At 58.1% G+C, this 15,765-nt stretch carries 10 protein-coding genes and 1 pseudogene; 6 read left to right on the plus strand and 5 right to left on the minus strand.

Features of this window, described 5'->3' with window-relative positions:
- Window positions 1-9: 9 nt before the first annotated feature.
- From AC245Y_RS32085 to AC245Y_RS32100, 4 genes are read right to left on the minus strand one after another with little or no spacing between them, the layout of a single operon-like run.
- Window positions 10-2,217, minus strand: coding sequence for a GumC family protein (locus AC245Y_RS32085; protein ID WP_012760132.1), 2,208 nt, complete (start codon window positions 2,215-2,217; stop codon window positions 10-12).
- On the minus strand, window positions 2,214-3,359 hold the full coding sequence (locus AC245Y_RS32090; RefSeq protein WP_012760131.1) for a glycosyltransferase family 4 protein: 1,146 nt from the start codon (window positions 3,357-3,359) through the stop codon (window positions 2,214-2,216). Before AC245Y_RS32090 ends, AC245Y_RS32085 begins: the two co-directional genes overlap by 4 nt.
- Window positions 3,353-4,453 (minus strand): glycosyltransferase family 4 protein, encoded by a 1,101-nt coding sequence (locus AC245Y_RS32095; protein WP_017997134.1) that lies wholly within the window; start codon window positions 4,451-4,453, stop codon window positions 3,353-3,355. The genes AC245Y_RS32090 and AC245Y_RS32095 overlap by 7 nt, the downstream gene beginning before the upstream one ends.
- Entirely contained in the window at window positions 4,450-5,400 is a 951-nt protein-coding gene (locus AC245Y_RS32100; protein ID WP_012760129.1) for a glycosyltransferase family 2 protein, read from the minus strand. Before AC245Y_RS32100 ends, AC245Y_RS32095 begins: the two co-directional genes overlap by 4 nt.
- Before the next feature lie 613 nt (window positions 5,401-6,013).
- Between AC245Y_RS32100 and AC245Y_RS32105 the strand changes: the two genes are divergently transcribed.
- From AC245Y_RS32105 to AC245Y_RS32115, 3 genes and pseudogenes are all read left to right on the plus strand, one after another.
- Window positions 6,014-7,339, plus strand: a complete 1,326-nt coding sequence (locus AC245Y_RS32105) for an O-antigen ligase family protein (RefSeq protein WP_017997135.1) — start codon at window positions 6,014-6,016, stop codon at window positions 7,337-7,339.
- Window positions 7,336-9,465 (plus strand): right-handed parallel beta-helix repeat-containing protein, encoded by a 2,130-nt coding sequence (locus AC245Y_RS32110; protein WP_017997136.1) that lies wholly within the window; start codon window positions 7,336-7,338, stop codon window positions 9,463-9,465. The genes AC245Y_RS32105 and AC245Y_RS32110 overlap by 4 nt, the downstream gene beginning before the upstream one ends.
- A gap of 676 nt (window positions 9,466-10,141) precedes the next feature.
- Window positions 10,142-11,340 (plus strand): annotated as a pseudogene (locus AC245Y_RS32115) (IS256 family transposase).
- 206 nt (window positions 11,341-11,546) lie between these two features.
- On the opposite strand, the gene AC245Y_RS32120 reads toward AC245Y_RS32115, so the two are convergent.
- Window positions 11,547-12,146: a hypothetical protein gene (locus AC245Y_RS32120; RefSeq protein ID WP_017997138.1), complete on the minus strand. Its 600-nt coding sequence runs from the start codon at window positions 12,144-12,146 to the stop codon at window positions 11,547-11,549.
- Window positions 12,147-12,304: 158 nt separating this feature from the next.
- On the opposite strand from AC245Y_RS32120, the gene AC245Y_RS32125 reads away from it, so the two are divergent.
- From AC245Y_RS32125 to AC245Y_RS32135, 3 genes are read left to right on the plus strand one after another with little or no spacing between them, the layout of a single operon-like run.
- Window positions 12,305-13,171, plus strand: coding sequence for a WecB/TagA/CpsF family glycosyltransferase (locus tag AC245Y_RS32125; RefSeq protein WP_012760125.1), 867 nt, complete (start codon window positions 12,305-12,307; stop codon window positions 13,169-13,171).
- Between the two features lie 7 nt (window positions 13,172-13,178).
- A complete protein-coding gene (locus tag AC245Y_RS32130; protein ID WP_017997139.1) occupies window positions 13,179-14,672 on the plus strand; it encodes a sugar transferase in 1,494 nt (497 codons plus the stop codon).
- A 45-nt stretch (window positions 14,673-14,717) separates the two neighbouring features.
- Window positions 14,718-15,761, plus strand: coding sequence for a UDP-glucuronic acid decarboxylase family protein (locus AC245Y_RS32135; protein WP_012760123.1), 1,044 nt, complete (start codon window positions 14,718-14,720; stop codon window positions 15,759-15,761).
- The last annotated feature ends 4 nt before the right edge of the window (window positions 15,762-15,765 follow it).

The following is a 15,765-nucleotide window of genomic DNA, read 5'->3' on the forward strand; positions in this document are numbered from 1 at the left end:
TGTTCGAACTCACGTGAACTCGTGGTACTTCCGCAGTGAGCTCGCAAACAGTTCTGAATCGCGGAAGTTGTACATGGCGTGTTTGTTCGTATTGACGTTATTTATGGCAACGGCAATCTCTGCGTTGCGCGCGGTCTTCAGCTGATGTAGGCAAAACTCTACCGCCCGACGGCTCGTCTTTCCCCATTTTACGACCACCAGCGTTCTTTCTGCTAACGCTGTCAGATGCATCGTATCAGCCGAGGCGAGCACAGGCGCGCTGTCGAAGATGACGATTTGGCCCAGTGAGGCGGCCATCGCCACGATGTCAGCTGCATCAGTCAAGCGGACGCGCCGATGGAGACTGGCATTGCCAGCCGGGATGAAGTCGATGCCGCTTGGATGGTGATGGATGATGTCACGCAATCCCGCCTGCCCACACAGGAATTCGTTCAACCCCTGCTTTAGCTCTGATTTGAAAAACGAGTCGAGATTTCCGAGTCTGAGGTCGCCATCGACAAGCAGCACCGGAATTCCGTTGGCGGCGAGATCGATTGCCAGGGATCTGGCGACAAGCGACTTGCCCTCTCCGCTGTGAGCCGACGTCACGACAATCGTGTTTGGCAGTTTCCCGCCGTTAGATTGTTTGAGCGAAGTCATCACGGAGCGAATTGCTTCGTCAAACATCCCGTCTTGGATGCTCCCGAAGAGCATCGACGGATCTCTCCGGTCTTTCCGTTTGAGGTGCGGGATGAATCCGGCGGGTACGATGCGCGACATTCCGGCCATCTGGTCGAAACTGCGGACTGAGTTGTCCAGCATCTCGACCACGAAAGCGGCCGTCACCGCGATCGATACCGAAGCCAAAAGGGCGCCGATCAAATAGAAAAGCCGCCCGCGTCCCGTTGGCGCCAGCGGCACCGCGGCCGGTGACAAGACTTCCAGTTCCGCGCCTGGCAACATGGCTTGCGCAGCCAGGCCACGGCGCTGCTCGTCGAGCTTGTCCAGTGCCGTCTGCTCTTTGTCAGCCATGCGCTCGAGTCGGGCCAACTCGGTTTGCGCCAGTGTGGAGCGAGCGCGTTTCTCATGAGCGGCCGCCAATGCCGACCGGACTGCGTCGTCCTCATGATCGAGCGCCGCAAGCTTGGCGCGTATCGATTGGAGATATCGATCGGTCGCAAGGCTGAGATCGGTGCGGGATTTAAGGATCTTGGCCCGCGTGTCGAGCACGGATTCTGCCGTGTTGCCATATGTCTCGAGAAGGCGCTCGAGATCTTGCTCCTGCGCACGAAGCTCGCGTTGCATTGCGCCAATGCTGTCGGGAATGACCATATTCTGCAGGGCGAGCGAGGGGTCGTCGGCCGCTTCGAGTGCAGATATCGTTGCTCTCGCTTCAACGCGGCTTTGTTCGATTTTTGTCCGCCGCTCGCCCAACTCCATGATCGACTTGATCTGTTCAACCTGATCGTCATCACTTGAGGCGACGTCCATAATTTTCTGGTACCCGTCGGCGGCATCGCGTGCTGCCTTGGCGCGCCCCATCTGTTCGTCGATGCGCAGCAGAATCCATTCTTCTGCTGCGTCCACTCGACCACGCAGACTGTCCTTGCGTTCTTCGAGGTAGATGCTGATGAGCCGGTTCGGGACCGAGGCGGCCAGTTCGGGGTCGCTCGCATCGAAGCCGATCTGAATGACGTCACCCTGGCCATCGCGCCAAACGCGGAGGGCCTTGTAGTACTTCGGGATTATGGGCTCGATGCTGTCCCGTACCGGCAGGGACGGTTTTTCACTGTCGACCCAACCGCGAAGCATTGATCGGATCTTGTCGATAGGCGAGATTTCTTGCAGCGCCGGATTGAATTCCGGCCATTCATTGAGGCGCAGGTCGCGGATTACCCGCTCTGCGATGCTTCTGGAAAGAAGCCGTTCGGTCTCAGATGTGGCGTCCAGCGGATCGTTGCGGCCGGACTCGTCGGTGCCGAGCTTCGTCGCCAGAGGCGTGTGGATGATCAGCCGGGACTCGGCATGATAAGTCGGCTTCAATCCCGAAATCACGGTTGCGGCAACCGCCATAAGTACCGTGATGATGGCCATTATCATGACCATCCGTCGCCGAATAAGGCGCAGGCCTGACGTCAGATCAATTTCGTCCGAACGGGTCTCTACCTGAAGCCGGGGATCGTAGCGCATCGATGAGAGCGAGGTGTTGCGGTCTGGCGGCACAGTCGAAATAGTCATCGTTCACCCGCCGTTGTTTGAGGTTGCGCGGAGATAGCGTCGTAGAGTTTGTCCAGCGATCGCATATAAGCCTTCATACTGAAATTATTGAGATAATGAGCGCGGGCCTTGGCCGACAGATAGTTGCGGACTTCCGGGTCGGTGACGAGCTTAGCCAGCGCCGCAGCCAGGGCATCCTTGTCTCCGACAGGTACGAAGACGCCAGTTTCACCGTCGGAGATGACTTCGCCATGCGCGCCGACGCGCGTGGTGACGACGGCGAGCCCATGGGCAAGCCCTTCGACCACAGCCATTGCCAAGCCCTCGGCATGCGAAGGTAAGACCAGGATATCTGCCCGTGTACACAACGCCCGCGCCTCGTCGGCGCCAAGCCAGCCCGGCATTTTCACCAGATCTGAAAGTCCCATGGCGGCAGCCTGACGCCGGTAGTCTTCCACAGGTCCGTCGCCTGCCAGCACGGCTCGCCACTGGAGCTCTTTCATGATCGGATGACTTAAGGCAAGCAGAAGCTCCTGAACGCCTTTGCGTTCGCTCAGCCGGCCGAGAAATATGATCAACGGCATCTCGCCGACATGAACATTGCGCGGTCCGGGGTCGGGCACACAATTGCCAATGACGACTACGCGGCGCTCATCCACGCCGAGAAGCGTCGTAAGCGTCATGCGGTCGCGCTGGCCCAGTGCCACGACCTGGTCAGCATGTTGGAACATCCGGCGTACAAGCATTTGTTGACGTGGCGAGCGTGCGGCAAAATCGCGCGCGTAGTCGTAGTCGTGCAGGTGCAATATGTGAGAGCATCCGAGGAGACGGGCAGCCTCGGTCAGGATCAGTTTTCTTGCGGTGCTGCCGCGACCCGCGACATGAATATGGTGAATGCGTGCCGGAGCAATTATCCGGTCCTTCGCCATCATCAAGACGGCGCCGAGCACGCGCAAAGGCGACGCAACGGAGGACCACCGAGACCCTCTAGTGTCGGTGACGAGGTGTGTTTCGCCGGCCTCCTTTGCCGTGTTCGATATATAGCCGACGAGCCTGCCAATTCCGCCACCGTTTTCGCAACCACCCGGGACGTAGTGGCGGACGGTTGCTGCTGCGTTCCGCGTCGCTACCCGATTTCCATCCGTGAGCGTGTTCATCAGCATGCCCCGACCACCTTACGATAAACGGCCGCAGCCTGTGCTCCGACCTGTTGCGGCGAATTCGGACCTGTAGCCCAAGCGAGTGCGTTGATCCCGAAGCTGCTTCTGAGCTCGCTGTTTTCCGCCAGTGTCCGTATGGCTGTCGCGAGCTGTTCCGCATCCCCGGGTGGAACCACCATTCCCAGTCCGTTTGGCAGAACGGTGGCTCGCAATTCGCCGACATCCGTCACGATAACCGGTTTGCCAAATGCGGCGGCAAGATTGAGGACGCCGCTTTGAGAGGCTTCCGTGTAGGGAAGGACAACGATGTCCGCATTCAGAAAGAGCTGGGCGACCTCCATATCCTCGATAAAGCGATTGCGAATATCATAGCGACTAGCGTCCCCCATAAGGGGCTGGAAGATCCGCGGATCGTCGCCGCGGCCTGCCACCGTGATGCGTAGATTGGGGAGCAGGTCCTTGAGCATTGCCTCGGCACGGATCAGATGCTCCAATCCCTTGTAAGCAAAAATCCGTCCGAAAAGCAGAACGCGCAAAGTTCCATCTGCGCCGCGCCGCGCCATCTTGTGCCGCCGGGCGAGTTCCGCGTAGCGATGAATGGCGGGATGCGACAAGACATGGACACAATCAGGCGACTTTGAATATCGCTCGAGGACCATCTGTTTCAGCCCTTCGCCATGGACGACGACATGGCCCGATTGCCGCACCATCAATTGGGGAGCCCAGGCGGGCAGCGTGCGGGTGTCGGAATCGCCGGGATGCACTTCCACGTCATGGACGGTGGTCACGATCGGGATCGGTCGCCAGAACGGCGCGGCAAAATTCAACCAGAGCGTCGAGTTGCTCAGCAGGTGAATGACGTTCGGCCGCTCCTGCCGGATAAGACGTGTGAGTTGGTGCAGGAACCAGGGATTGGAGAGCGAGCGGTGCCTTGGCCAGTCCATGAGGTGCAGATCGACAGCCGGATCGATCCATGAAGCAAGGTGTGCGTAGCGCCGGCGCGGAACCGCGAGGACGACATGCGCATGTCGCGCAACGCCGCTAGCGAAGGAGATGGTGTAGTCTTCCAGTTCGGAAACCAGCAGCAGCGCCTTCATCCCGCAGACTCCGACACGCCGACATCCTGACCAAGTCGAGGCAAGTCGTAGGCTGTGCGCAATGCATCACGCGTCCGCCTCAGCAAGTTTGGTTCTCCGGCGAAAAAGAGCCCTTCCACCGCGAGGCTGAACCGGGTGCGTGTATCGGCGCCCTGCAGCCTGGCTGAGGCTACCCGGTACGGATAGTGATCAGTCAGACGCAGCCTTCCCGCCAGATCATGCGCGGAAAGAAACCGGTTCGTCGCTTCAACCGTCGCCTGCCAATGGGCCATCCGCTTCCGCAGCATGGCGGCGTCATCGACTGGCCGATACCAATTATTGTTGTGAATCCGATAGAACCCGAGTGGATCCGACAAGGCGACAACGCCCCCGAGAAATGGATAGATGCCTGTGAGCCAGGCATCGGCAGACATACGGAACTGCTCGGGAATATCCCCTGCAGCATCCCACGCGCTGCGTCTTACAGCGATGGCTGATGTCATCGGGAAGGGCCACCAACCAGCCGATTTGGCGAGCAGTGGCGACAAATTTCCTGAACACAGGGTCCGAGGTATTGGCTTGAAGGCTGGTGAGCCATCGGTCTGCGTTGGCTGAAGCCGGTGATAAACAAGAGATGCCTGAGGATTGGAGTGGAAAGCAACGGCGGTTGCCGACAGCTTGCCTGGCGCCCACCAGTCATCGGCATCGAGAAAACAGAGGATGTCGCCACTGCTCAACTTCACAGCAGCATTTATGGCTGCGGCCTGTCCCTGGTTCTCCTGGAAAAGCACCGCCACCCGCTTGTCATAGCCGTCGAGAACAGAGCGCGACTGGTCGCTCGAGCCGTCGTCGACGACGATTATCTCGACATTGGACGCCTCTTGTCCCAAGGCGCTGTCAATCGCCCGTTCGACGAAGCGACCGTAGTTGTAGTTGTTGATAAGGACGCTGAATGTCGGTCTCTCCATGACGCCTCCTCAAGCTCGTCGCTGCGCGACGCTTCGGTGCACCAGAGTTGCCAACGCTCGCGCGTCTGGTAGCGCGAATTGGCGGAAAGAGATGAGATGCAGACAGGTATTGTTCTGCTCGGTGAGGATTTCGCCTCGAGCTAGATTTACCGCCGACAACGCCTTGACGCGTGGCACTCCCGTTACAAAACCAGGATCATGACGCAGAACCATACCAATCCCAACCCTTCTAAGCGTCACCTGCCAATAGTCAGTTGCGCTAGAATTACTGTCTCACTTCACCGAAAACTGCGGCTCAGCGCGACGTGCTTTGCGGCATCTTTCATCGTGAAGCTACCGGTGATTGGTCACAGGTGACATCTGCTCTTATGGGCAATGTTGTACGTCCCGGCACCAACTTTTGGAGGAGGGGCAAACCGGGAGCTTAAACTAAACAACGCCCTTAGATGGTGGGTAAGCGCGTTAGGATTAGCTCCGCCTACGTTTGCGTTAGTTGACTGGGGAGGTGGCGGGATGTTCGCTGGTGGTGGCGCAGCTATGAAAGGGGTTTCATGTCTTTCCACATTGCCGCGATCAATACCCTCTCATCTGTCCAAGCAAGTCGGGACGGGTAATGAGAGCGTACACGCTTAGAATAGCGAATGGGCCGACTGTCAGTTGGCGAACAATAGAGTGCTGGGGCGCCGGCCTCTGCCTTTTTCTTCAGACAGGCGCGCTTTTCCCGCTAATGTTCGCGGATGCCGACGGAGGCCTTAGCGATCATGCCAGGTCGATATTGCGTCTGCTTTGTCTACCCGTATACGGGTTTACATTGCTGATGCTGGCACGAAATTTTCCGCACTTCATCACAGCGCTGAAGCGAAATTGGTTTGTCCCGCTGATGGTCGCTATGCCCTTCTTGTCCGTCTTCTGGTCGGTTGGCCCGTCGACGACTTTCAGGCGTGCCATCGGCCTGCTCTTCACGGTTCTTTTGGCTTATGTATTGGCAATACGCTTTACGCCGAGGCAGCTGCTTCTCATTGCATTTGCGACCTTCGGAACATGTATCGTCCTCAGCCTTTTGCTTCTTGTGGTGTCACCGGGGCTCGCTCGCATGCCCACGGACAGCGCGGTGCGCGGCATATTCATCCACAAGAACAGCCTTGGTTGGTACGCCGGTATGATGATACTGGTGTCGACCGCCGTCGTAATGGACGGCAACCGAGGCTTGCGGCGAACCGCTTTGATCTTGCTGATGGCGGGCGGGGCTTGTCTCTTCCTTTCCGGATCGATGACCGCGACAATTGCGACGGTATCGGCATATTGCCTGATCGGATTCTACTCCTTGTTGCAGCGAATCCGTGGCATCGGTCGGATCGTCTTCATCCTGTTTTTTGTTCAAATGTTCGTCGGGATCCTCCTTTTGCTTCATGAATTCCTGGTCCCTTTCCTTGAGGCGCTTGGCAAGGATGCCACGTTGACGGGCCGAGTGCCCTTGTGGGAACTTGTCGACGGTCAGATCGCCGATCATCTCCTGCTCGGCTTCGGCTACCAGGCGTTTTGGACAGAAGCGAATCCCGAAGCGTGGATTATCTGGTCAAAGATCCAATGGATGGCTCCCCACGCCCATAATGGATTCCGCGATACGCTGCTGAGCTTCGGAATAAGCGGAATGACTTTGTTCGCTCTGATGCTTTTGCAGGCACTCCGCCAAGGGGCGGCCCTACAATGCGGGGACCCGCGTTATGGCTGGCTCTGGCTGAACGTCTTCACGGTTGTGGTTTTGGTGATGAACCTGACCGAGACAATCTTCCTTATCCAGAATGACGCGATTTTCATTCTGTTCACAACAGCCATCATCATGTTCTCTCTATACAAGCCTGTTGTTGTTTCGACGGCTCCCGGCCGGCAACTGCGAGCATCGGCCCGCAGCCCAACGGCGGAGCTGCAAATCTCATGAGGCTGCGCTTCGCGCCGATCTTGAGCATTTTGCTTGCGATGCTCTTTCCGCAGCCGAGCAAGCTGGCCTCGGTGAGCCCGAACGCAGATGCGCCTGAGAGGCTGCAGACGACGGTCAGGGAGGCAACTTGCGCGGAAGCCTCGCCGGCGACTTTTTCAGACAAGCTGAAGGGGACTTCACTGAGCAGCATGGTGACCGGAGCACCCGCGGACCGGGCAGTATTCTATGTCTCTCCCGATGGCAAAGACACCTGGAGCGGGCACCTTCCTAAAGCAAATTCTCGGCGTACAGACGGTCCTTTTGCCAGTATTGAAAGAGCGCGGGATGCTGCGCGCCAGAAGGGCGGCCAGAATACGATCGCAATGGGCAATGGGGATTATTATCTCGCTGAACCGATAGTCTTCGATGCTCGCGATGCGGGCCTGATCATCGCGGCGAGATGCAACGAGGCGCCAGTCCTGCACGGCGGCCCGATTGTGCGCAATTGGACGGCGCAGGCCGATGGTCGCTGGAAGGCGTCACTGAAGCTGCCTGCGGGCCGGGATGTGGGCGATCTTTTCGTCAGCGGCGCGCGCCAGACGCGGGCTCGCTTTCCCAACGCTCCACTCGATGGAGACCCGCGCAAAGGGTGGCTTTTCGCGGCTAAGTGCACGCAGGACGACGATATATGGCATGGTAACACGCGCTTTTGCTTCCATGCCGGCGATCTTCCGATCTCAAAAAATGCGGCAGGGCTAGTCGCCCACATCGTAGGTGGTTTTCACCCCGGCAGCCAGTGGGGCAGTGACACCCTCCCAGTGGTTTCAATCGACACCGCGAACCGGGCGATAAATACCCAAGGCACCAGCTATTTCTTCACCGCAGAAGGCAGCCGCTATTTTCTGACCGGGGCGGCGGCGCTGCTCGATGCGCCCGGGGAGTGGTGGTATGACCGCGCCAAGAGTCAACTCGATTATTTCCCGACCGATCGGCTACCAACCGGTTCTACGGCTGTCGCCGGCATCCTGCCGACCTTCTTCAGGCTGGATGGAGCCGACGGGATGGTTATCTCGGGGCTCCAGTTTCGGGATGGGGATCCTCGGGGCAGCGGCAAGTTCGGTACCGACACCAGAAGCTTTGGGGCCATACGGCTCGATCACTCGGATGGCGTCCGGCTGCTCGGCAATTCCATCGACAATGTCGGCGTCGGCATCCATGTTTCCGAGAGCAAAGATGTCTTGATTGCCGGCAACGTGATTGGAGATGTGGCTGGCAATGGGATTTACGTTGGCACAACCTATGGCAGCTTCGGCAAATCCGACAGAGCCAGAATCCTGTCGAACCATATTCATGACATCGGAAGGGTCTACTTTGAAACCGCGGGGATATGGTTCCAGGCGGCCGACAGTATCAGGATCGCCCATAACCTGGTCGAAAATACTGCGCAGTTCGGTATCGCCGGCGGCTCACTGTGGGGAGCACAAGACGCAGTCCACGACGCAGTCATCGAGCATAACGTGATCCGCAATGCCAATCAGCAGACGGCAGATGGCGGTGCCATCAAGCTGATGGGCGAGCAGGCGGACCTCCTGAACAGCAGCATCCGCTACAACCTGGTTACCGGGACAGGTCAACTTATGAACAGGGCCGATGGGACGTTTTGGCCTCCCGGATATGAAAATATCAATGAATGGCCGACCCCTATCAGTTGGGCGATCTACACCGATGGCAAGGCCAGCGGTGTGCGCATCGAAGGAAATACGCTCTCGGACAATATATCGGCGATCGGCATCAACGGCGGCTGGAGCAACTTGGTGACGGGAAACGTCATCACGCACGGATCGGGCGCGGCTTTTCGCGTTGATGACGGTACCGGCAGGGAGTGGCATCCGCCATGGGCACGCCCCAACCGTATCGAGGGCAATATCGTGTCGATCGGCAGTAGTAGCGGGCTTGCAGCATACGTCTACGCTCCCGGCCACGGGCCTGGATACGTGCAGTTCGCTCGCAACCGCTACATCGGCAATTTGAACGACAAGAGCTTCCGAATACATCCGAGCATCATGCGTTCGGGAGAATTTGGCAATCTAAGGGATCTCCAGAAGGCTGGGGCGGACACCGCAAGCGTCGTCGCGCCGCCGGAGTAACAAAAGGCGCGGCGACGAGCGGTGTTCCTGCCCGCGATAGCGCCTTCGGCTATGGCGACTTGTAAACCCGCTCCGCCATTCGTGCACGCGTTGCTGGTGACTGCAGCAGTTAAGAACGATGAAGACATGCCCTTGGTGAGCCAATTCGAAAGCGAAATTGCAACCCTTGCCAGTTCGGATCCCGCGCCAGACGCGCGGGGATAGCCGACATAAGTATACTGCATCAAAATCAGGATCCGGAGATCTGGTAGGGTGAGGCAGGCTGAGGCGGGGCAATATTGTAGGCAGCGAGCTGGGTCAGCACCTTTGCACTGAGAGTTCCCCGAACTCCCGGATGACGATTGGAGCCTTCATCGGCATAAGAATGGGTCCATACATCAGACGGACCAATGGTCATGAAAACCGCAACGCGGTCAGGAGTCCCGGCCATCCGTCGAAGGGCTGATCGTGCCACGGTGAAAGCCCTTTGCGAGTCAATGCGAAGTCGCGGCCCGATCCGGTCGCAGAACTTGCGTAGATCGTGTCCCGGCACGTGGTGTAGGTGGCGGGAGGTAGCAAAGCCGAGCGCCCGCGCGCTTTTCATAGCGCTGTAGCGGGTGATTGGGTTTGCGGGCGGCCATCAGTGTTTTCCGCTAGGGTCGGGTTGTTGAAGACCAACCTGACGGAAAGACCACCGATGACCAATGACATGATGAACGTGCGTTCGCTTGTTGAGAAGAGCGCCGATGCAGATTTGTTGCGTGAGATGATCGGCTTTGCCGCCGAGCGGCTGATGGAGCTGGAGGTCGGATCAGCTGCGGTGCTGAGTTCGGCGAGAAGAACCCGATGCGCCTTGCTCAACGCAATGGCTACCGCGACCGCGATTGGGAGACGCGAGCCGGGACCGTTGAACTCCGCATTCCGAAGCTGCGCAAGGGCAGCTACTTTCCGAGCTTCCTTGAACCCCGTCGCATGGCGGAAAAGGCTCTGACGGCCGTCATCCAAGAAGCCTATATCCAGGGAATCTCGACCCGTTCTGTCGACGATCTGGTCAAAGCCATGGGCATGAGCGGTATTTCGAAGAGCCAGGTGTCCCGGCTCTGTGAAGAGATCGACGTCAAGGTGAAGGCTTTCCTCGACAGGCCGATTGAAGGCGAGTGGCCATACGTGTGGGTGGACGCGACCTACCTCAAAGTCCGGCGCGGCGGACGTGTCGTTTCCGTCGCCGTCATTATCGCTGTCGGCGTGAACAGCGATGGCCGGCGCGAGGTCCTAGGCATGGAGGTCGGGACGTCGGAGGCCGAACCGATCTGGACGGAATTCCTGCGTAGGCTGACACGCCGAGGATTGCGCGGCGTGAAGCTCGTCGTCTCGGATGCCCATGAAGGCCTCAAGGCTGCTGTCACGAAGGTTTTGAATGCCACCTGGCAAAGATGCCGGGTTCACTTCATGAGGAACGTGCTGGCGCACGCCGGAAAGAGCGGCAGGCGGGTCGTCTCCGCTTTCATCGCAACGGCCTTGGCCCAGGAGACGCCGGAGGCAGCAAGCGCTCAATGGCGCAGCGTCGCCGATCAGATCAGGCCGAAAGTGCCGAAGCTCGCCACCATCATGGACGATGCCGAAGAAGACGTGCTCGCCTACATGACTTTCCCGAAAGAGCACCGTGCAAAGCTGCACTCGACGAATCCAATCGAGCGTCTCAATGGCGAAATCAAGCGACGCACCGAGGTGGTCGGTATCTTTCCGAACGACGAGGCGATCGTCCGTCTCGTGGGCGCGCTGCTGCTCGAACAGAACGACGAGTGGGCCGTCCAACGCGCCAGGTATATGACCCTTGAGACCATGGCTCAAATGAGCGATGATCCCCAAATCAGCCTGCCCGCTGTGGCTCGCTGATATCCGCTCCGACCCATGTCGGAAAGCACGGCCATCAGCCGTCAGCTACACCACTCCCGTGGACACGATCCTTGCGTAGGCTTCTGTCAACGAGTGTCGGCATTTGCCCGGCATGTTCGATCCGCACATCGAAAATGATGGCATCGCCTGCCCCTTCTCCGGCATGCTCCTTACCAGGCCCCTGAGGTGAGATCTTGGTCGAACCTTCAATGTCGCTGGCGAGTTTTCGTCCCGATCCTGCAGGTAGAATGCGATCTTATACCCCTAAAAGACTCGTCCGCGAAGATAGTTCCGTCAATGCAGGCAAGGTGGTGGGGAACCTCATTATGCCACGACGATGTCGTGTTGATCATCATATCGCATTCGCCTGTGAGAACGACGTCAAGCGGTTGCGTGATTTCCTTGAGGTGATTGAGGATCACGTCGGATGTCAGAAATCTGGCGACTTCCTCTGCGACATACCTGGCCTGAAGCTGGAATTTGCCACCGTACTGATACCGGCCTTCCGATTTCAGGTACTGTGTCACAATCAGTCGTAAGCATTCCACCTGATTGGCGGCTAGCAGTTCCCTGATGACGGTGTAGCTGTCGGAACTCAAATCTTTCTGCAGCGGATTCTGTCGTCCAGCTCTGACTGCTCGCCAGCCGAGGCCGTCATCTCGCCTGTCGGATCCCCACATCTCTCTCCCGGCTTGTGCGCTCACCCCCGGCCCTGTCTGCGCGACGGCGACTATCTTCTTCGATTTTGCGACGGCCAAACGCTCTTTCGCGACGGCACTCATCAAAAAGAGCACGTCGTAAACCATAGGGGTACATTGCCTTACTCCAAATATTGTAACTTATCCCCGCGTAAGGCGTAGAAATATGAAGTCTCATCTACGTCCAATAGTTGGAACGGCAAGTATGGAGGCAATCGCCCTTACAGCATATTCTGATGACAGTTTAGATCGCGAAAGCGCAGGTCATGAGAAAGCAACTAGCAGACAGCAGTCAAGATTCGGTTCTTAATCGACCGAGCTATTCGGAATCTATTAATGTCCTTGGTGTTCGCATTTCGGCAGTTAATCTCAAAAGTGCCACCGGATTTATTCAAACAGCGATCGAAGACGGCAGGAAGGAATATGTGTGCGTTCGCGACGCGCACGGTGTCGTCCGATGTCAAGATGATCCCGAACTCCGGTCGATACATAACCGTGCGTTCCTCGTGACACCCGACGGCATGCCGTTGGTATGGGCATTGAAACGTGCCGGTCATGCCGAAAGCGACAGGGTCTATGGACCGGATCTCATGTTATCCGTTTTCGATGCCGGCAGCTCCAAGGGCTTGCGCCACTTCCTTTATGGCGCAACGGCCGAAACGCTCGAACAGCTGCAGGCGCGACTTCTCGCGAAATTTCCGCAAGCACAGATCGTCGGCTCCTATGCGCCACCTTTTCGCAAACTGTCGACGCGGGAGGAAACGGAGATTGCTGACCAGCTCAATCGATCGGGCGCCGATATCATCTGGGTCGGCCTGAGCAGTCCAAAGCAGGAGCTCTGGATGGCGCGCATGCGCGATCGTCTGGAAGCATCGATGCTCATCGGGGTCGGAGCCGCATTCGATTTCCACGCCGGCCTCAAGCGGCAGGCTCCAAGGATCATTCAAAGAAGCGGCTTCGAATGGGCGTTCCGCCTTTTGTGCGAGCCGCGACGGCTGTGGCGGCGCTATGCGGTCGTCGTGCCGACCTTCATCTCACTGACGGCATTCCAGAGACTGGGGCTTCGGAAGTTTCCGATCGAAGACGCGGTTTTTGGACCAAGCGCGCCAAAAGAAGCAGCTGCAAAGGTGTAAAGCCATCATGTCCTTATTTGCGTCGCCAGCAATGACACCGCGTCCGTCGAAGGCAGCCACATCAAGTGACATGACGTCGCGGGCGATTGCGGCAGGTTCCGTGCCGCCCATAGCAGCTAAGACCGCCGATCCCTTTGACCGGGCAGGGCTGAATATGCCCGCCGCACTACGGCGTCGGCTTCCTCGGCTTGCAACCTCGTCCTTGCTGGCCGCCGGCGACATTGCAAGCTATTTGGTTGCCTATTTTGTTGTCCTGTCCTTTTTCCCCAGTGGTTTGGAGGGCACGCTGGCGGAGCGTACGTTCGCGATCGCAGCACTCGCCGCGATTATTCTTTACGCATCGGCCGGCCTCTACCCTGGATATCGGTTACATGAGCACGAACATCTGCGGCGGCGCACTGTAGCTGCCGTCAAGGTGGCTGTCCTGGCGGCGTTTGGAGCAATTATCCTCCCGGAGGGGGAACGACTGCTGCTTGCCGTCATTGGGTTCCTCGCTCTCGGGCTGATTGTTCAGCCATTTGTGCATTGGCTTGCACGGGGCCTGTGCTGGAAACTTGGAGTCTGGGGGGAGCACGCGGTTGTCATAGGGGGGGGCAACCTTACCCCCGCTCTCGTGGCCCATTTCAAGAACCACTGGCAGTATGGCATCAGGCCGGAGGCCATTTCCCCCGATAGTGTGGAGGCATTGCCCGATGGCGGGCCATCCATTGCCATGATTGCGGGCGACACAGGCGTGCTTGCACCAGATTTGGCGGCTATGCGTCGGAAGTTCGCCGAAGTCATTTTGCTGTCCGACACGCCGAGCCTCAAGGTAACCGGATTGCGGCCTGCGGATGTCGGCGGAGAAATCGGTATTCGCCTTACCAACAGTGGGAGTTCGGTGAACTCGGACCTGGTTCGCCGAATCCTCGATCTCGCAATCGCCATCCCTGCATCGATCGTCGTCGCCCCATTCATCGCGTTTGCAGCGGCCGCAATCTATGCCATCGATCCGGGCCCCGTCTTCTTCCGGCACACCAGGGAGGGGCGGTCAGGCAAGCCGGTGCACGTCCTGAAATTGAGGACGATGTATCAGGATGCAGAGCAGCGCCTTGAAGCTGTCTTCCGAGACGACCCCAACATGCGCGCCGAGTGGTTGAGCCACTTCAAGCTCAAGGACGATCCGCGCGTCCTTCCGGTGATCGGACATATGCTGCGCTCTTCGAGCATCGATGAGCTGCCGCAATTGGCAAACATCATTGCGGGGCAGATGGCCATCGTCGGACCGCGTCCGTTTCCAGAATATCACCTCTCAGCGATGGACAGCGAATTTCGTGACAAGCGGCGTTCGGTAACACCGGGGCTGACAGGCCTCTGGCAGATATCCGAACGAAGCAATGCGGATATCGAGCTGCAGCAGCAACTCGACGAGTTCTACATCGACAACCGGTCTCTGTGGTTCGACTGCCAAATTCTTCTCAGCACAATCCCTGCGGTGTTCAAGCGCGGGGGAGCCTACTGACCATCCTCGCTTCCGCGAGGCAACCATCAACAACGGAGCATACCAATGCACGGACAAAAGCGAATTATGGTAACCGGCGGCACCGGGTTTCTGGGATCATTCCTGTGCGAAAGGCTTTTGCGCGAGGGCAATGACGTCCTCTGCGTGGACAATTACTACACCGGTTCGCGCGACAATGTGCTGCATCTTCTTGACGATCCTCGCTTTGAGATACTCCGGCACGACATTACCTTCCCGCTCTATGTGGAAGTCGACGAGATCTACAACCTCGCCTGCCCGGCATCTCCTGTTCACTACCAGTTCGATCCTGTGCAGACTGTGAAGACCAATGTGCATGGGGCCATCAATATGCTGGGCTTGGCCAAGCGCACCAAGGCGAAGATCTTCCAGGCTTCCACCAGCGAAGTTTACGGCGATCCGGCAGTCCATCCTCAGACGGAGGACTATCGCGGAAGCGTCAATCCCATAGGCCCGCGGGCGTGTTATGACGAAGGCAAGCGGTGCGCCGAAACGCTGTTCTTCGACTATCATCGTCAATATGGCGTGGAAATCCGGGTGGCGCGGATCTTCAATACCTATGGGCCTCGCATGCAGACCAACGATGGCCGCGTCGTCTCCAATTTCATCGTTCAGGCGCTTCGAAACGAGTCGATCACCATCTTTGGCAACGGCACGCAAACACGGTCGTTCTGCTATGTAGACGACCTGATCGACGGTTTTATCCGTCTGATGGGTGCGCCCGCTGGAGTCACAGGCCCTATCAATCTCGGCAATCCCGGAGAATTCCAGGTCCGTGAATTGGCAGAAATGGTGATCGAAATGACCGGATCGAAGTCCGGTATCGTCTTCAATCCTCTGCCGGTCGACGATCCGACACAGCGCAAGCCCGATATCAGCCGCGCAACGCAACAACTGGGCTGGCAGCCGAAGGTGAACCTTCGTGAGGGGCTTGAGAGAACGATCGCTTATTTCGAGTGGAAGCTTTCCGGCGGCGTAAGGAACAGGCTTAGCGCCAAGTCCTCGCAAGAAGCTTATCCGCATCTGGCGTCTGCGAACGTCGAACTCACTGCTCCTGAAGCCATTCGATAGGGAC

This window comes from Rhizobium sp. SRDI943, from assembly GCF_057653695.1.

What these genes read in the sequence shown, in the direction of transcription:
- AC245Y_RS32085 (WP_012760132.1), bottom strand. Translation starts at nt 2,217, where the DNA reads ATGACTATTTCGACTGTGCCGCCAGACCGCAACACCTCGCTCTCATCG.
- AC245Y_RS32090 (WP_012760131.1), bottom strand. Translation starts at nt 3,359, where the DNA reads ATGCTGATGAACACGCTCACGGATGGAAATCGGGTAGCGACGCGGAAC.
- AC245Y_RS32095 (WP_017997134.1), bottom strand. Translation starts at nt 4,453, where the DNA reads ATGAAGGCGCTGCTGCTGGTTTCCGAACTGGAAGACTACACCATCTCC.
- AC245Y_RS32100 (WP_012760129.1), bottom strand. Translation starts at nt 5,400, where the DNA reads ATGGAGAGACCGACATTCAGCGTCCTTATCAACAACTACAACTACGGT.
- AC245Y_RS32105 (WP_017997135.1), top strand. Translation starts at nt 6,014, where the DNA reads ATGAGAGCGTACACGCTTAGAATAGCGAATGGGCCGACTGTCAGTTGG.
- AC245Y_RS32110 (WP_017997136.1), top strand. Translation starts at nt 7,336, where the DNA reads ATGAGGCTGCGCTTCGCGCCGATCTTGAGCATTTTGCTTGCGATGCTC.
- AC245Y_RS32120 (WP_017997138.1), bottom strand. Translation starts at nt 12,146, where the DNA reads ATGGTTTACGACGTGCTCTTTTTGATGAGTGCCGTCGCGAAAGAGCGT.
- AC245Y_RS32125 (WP_012760125.1), top strand. Translation starts at nt 12,305, where the DNA reads ATGAGAAAGCAACTAGCAGACAGCAGTCAAGATTCGGTTCTTAATCGA.
- AC245Y_RS32130 (WP_017997139.1), top strand. Translation starts at nt 13,179, where the DNA reads ATGTCCTTATTTGCGTCGCCAGCAATGACACCGCGTCCGTCGAAGGCA.
- AC245Y_RS32135 (WP_012760123.1), top strand. Translation starts at nt 14,718, where the DNA reads ATGCACGGACAAAAGCGAATTATGGTAACCGGCGGCACCGGGTTTCTG.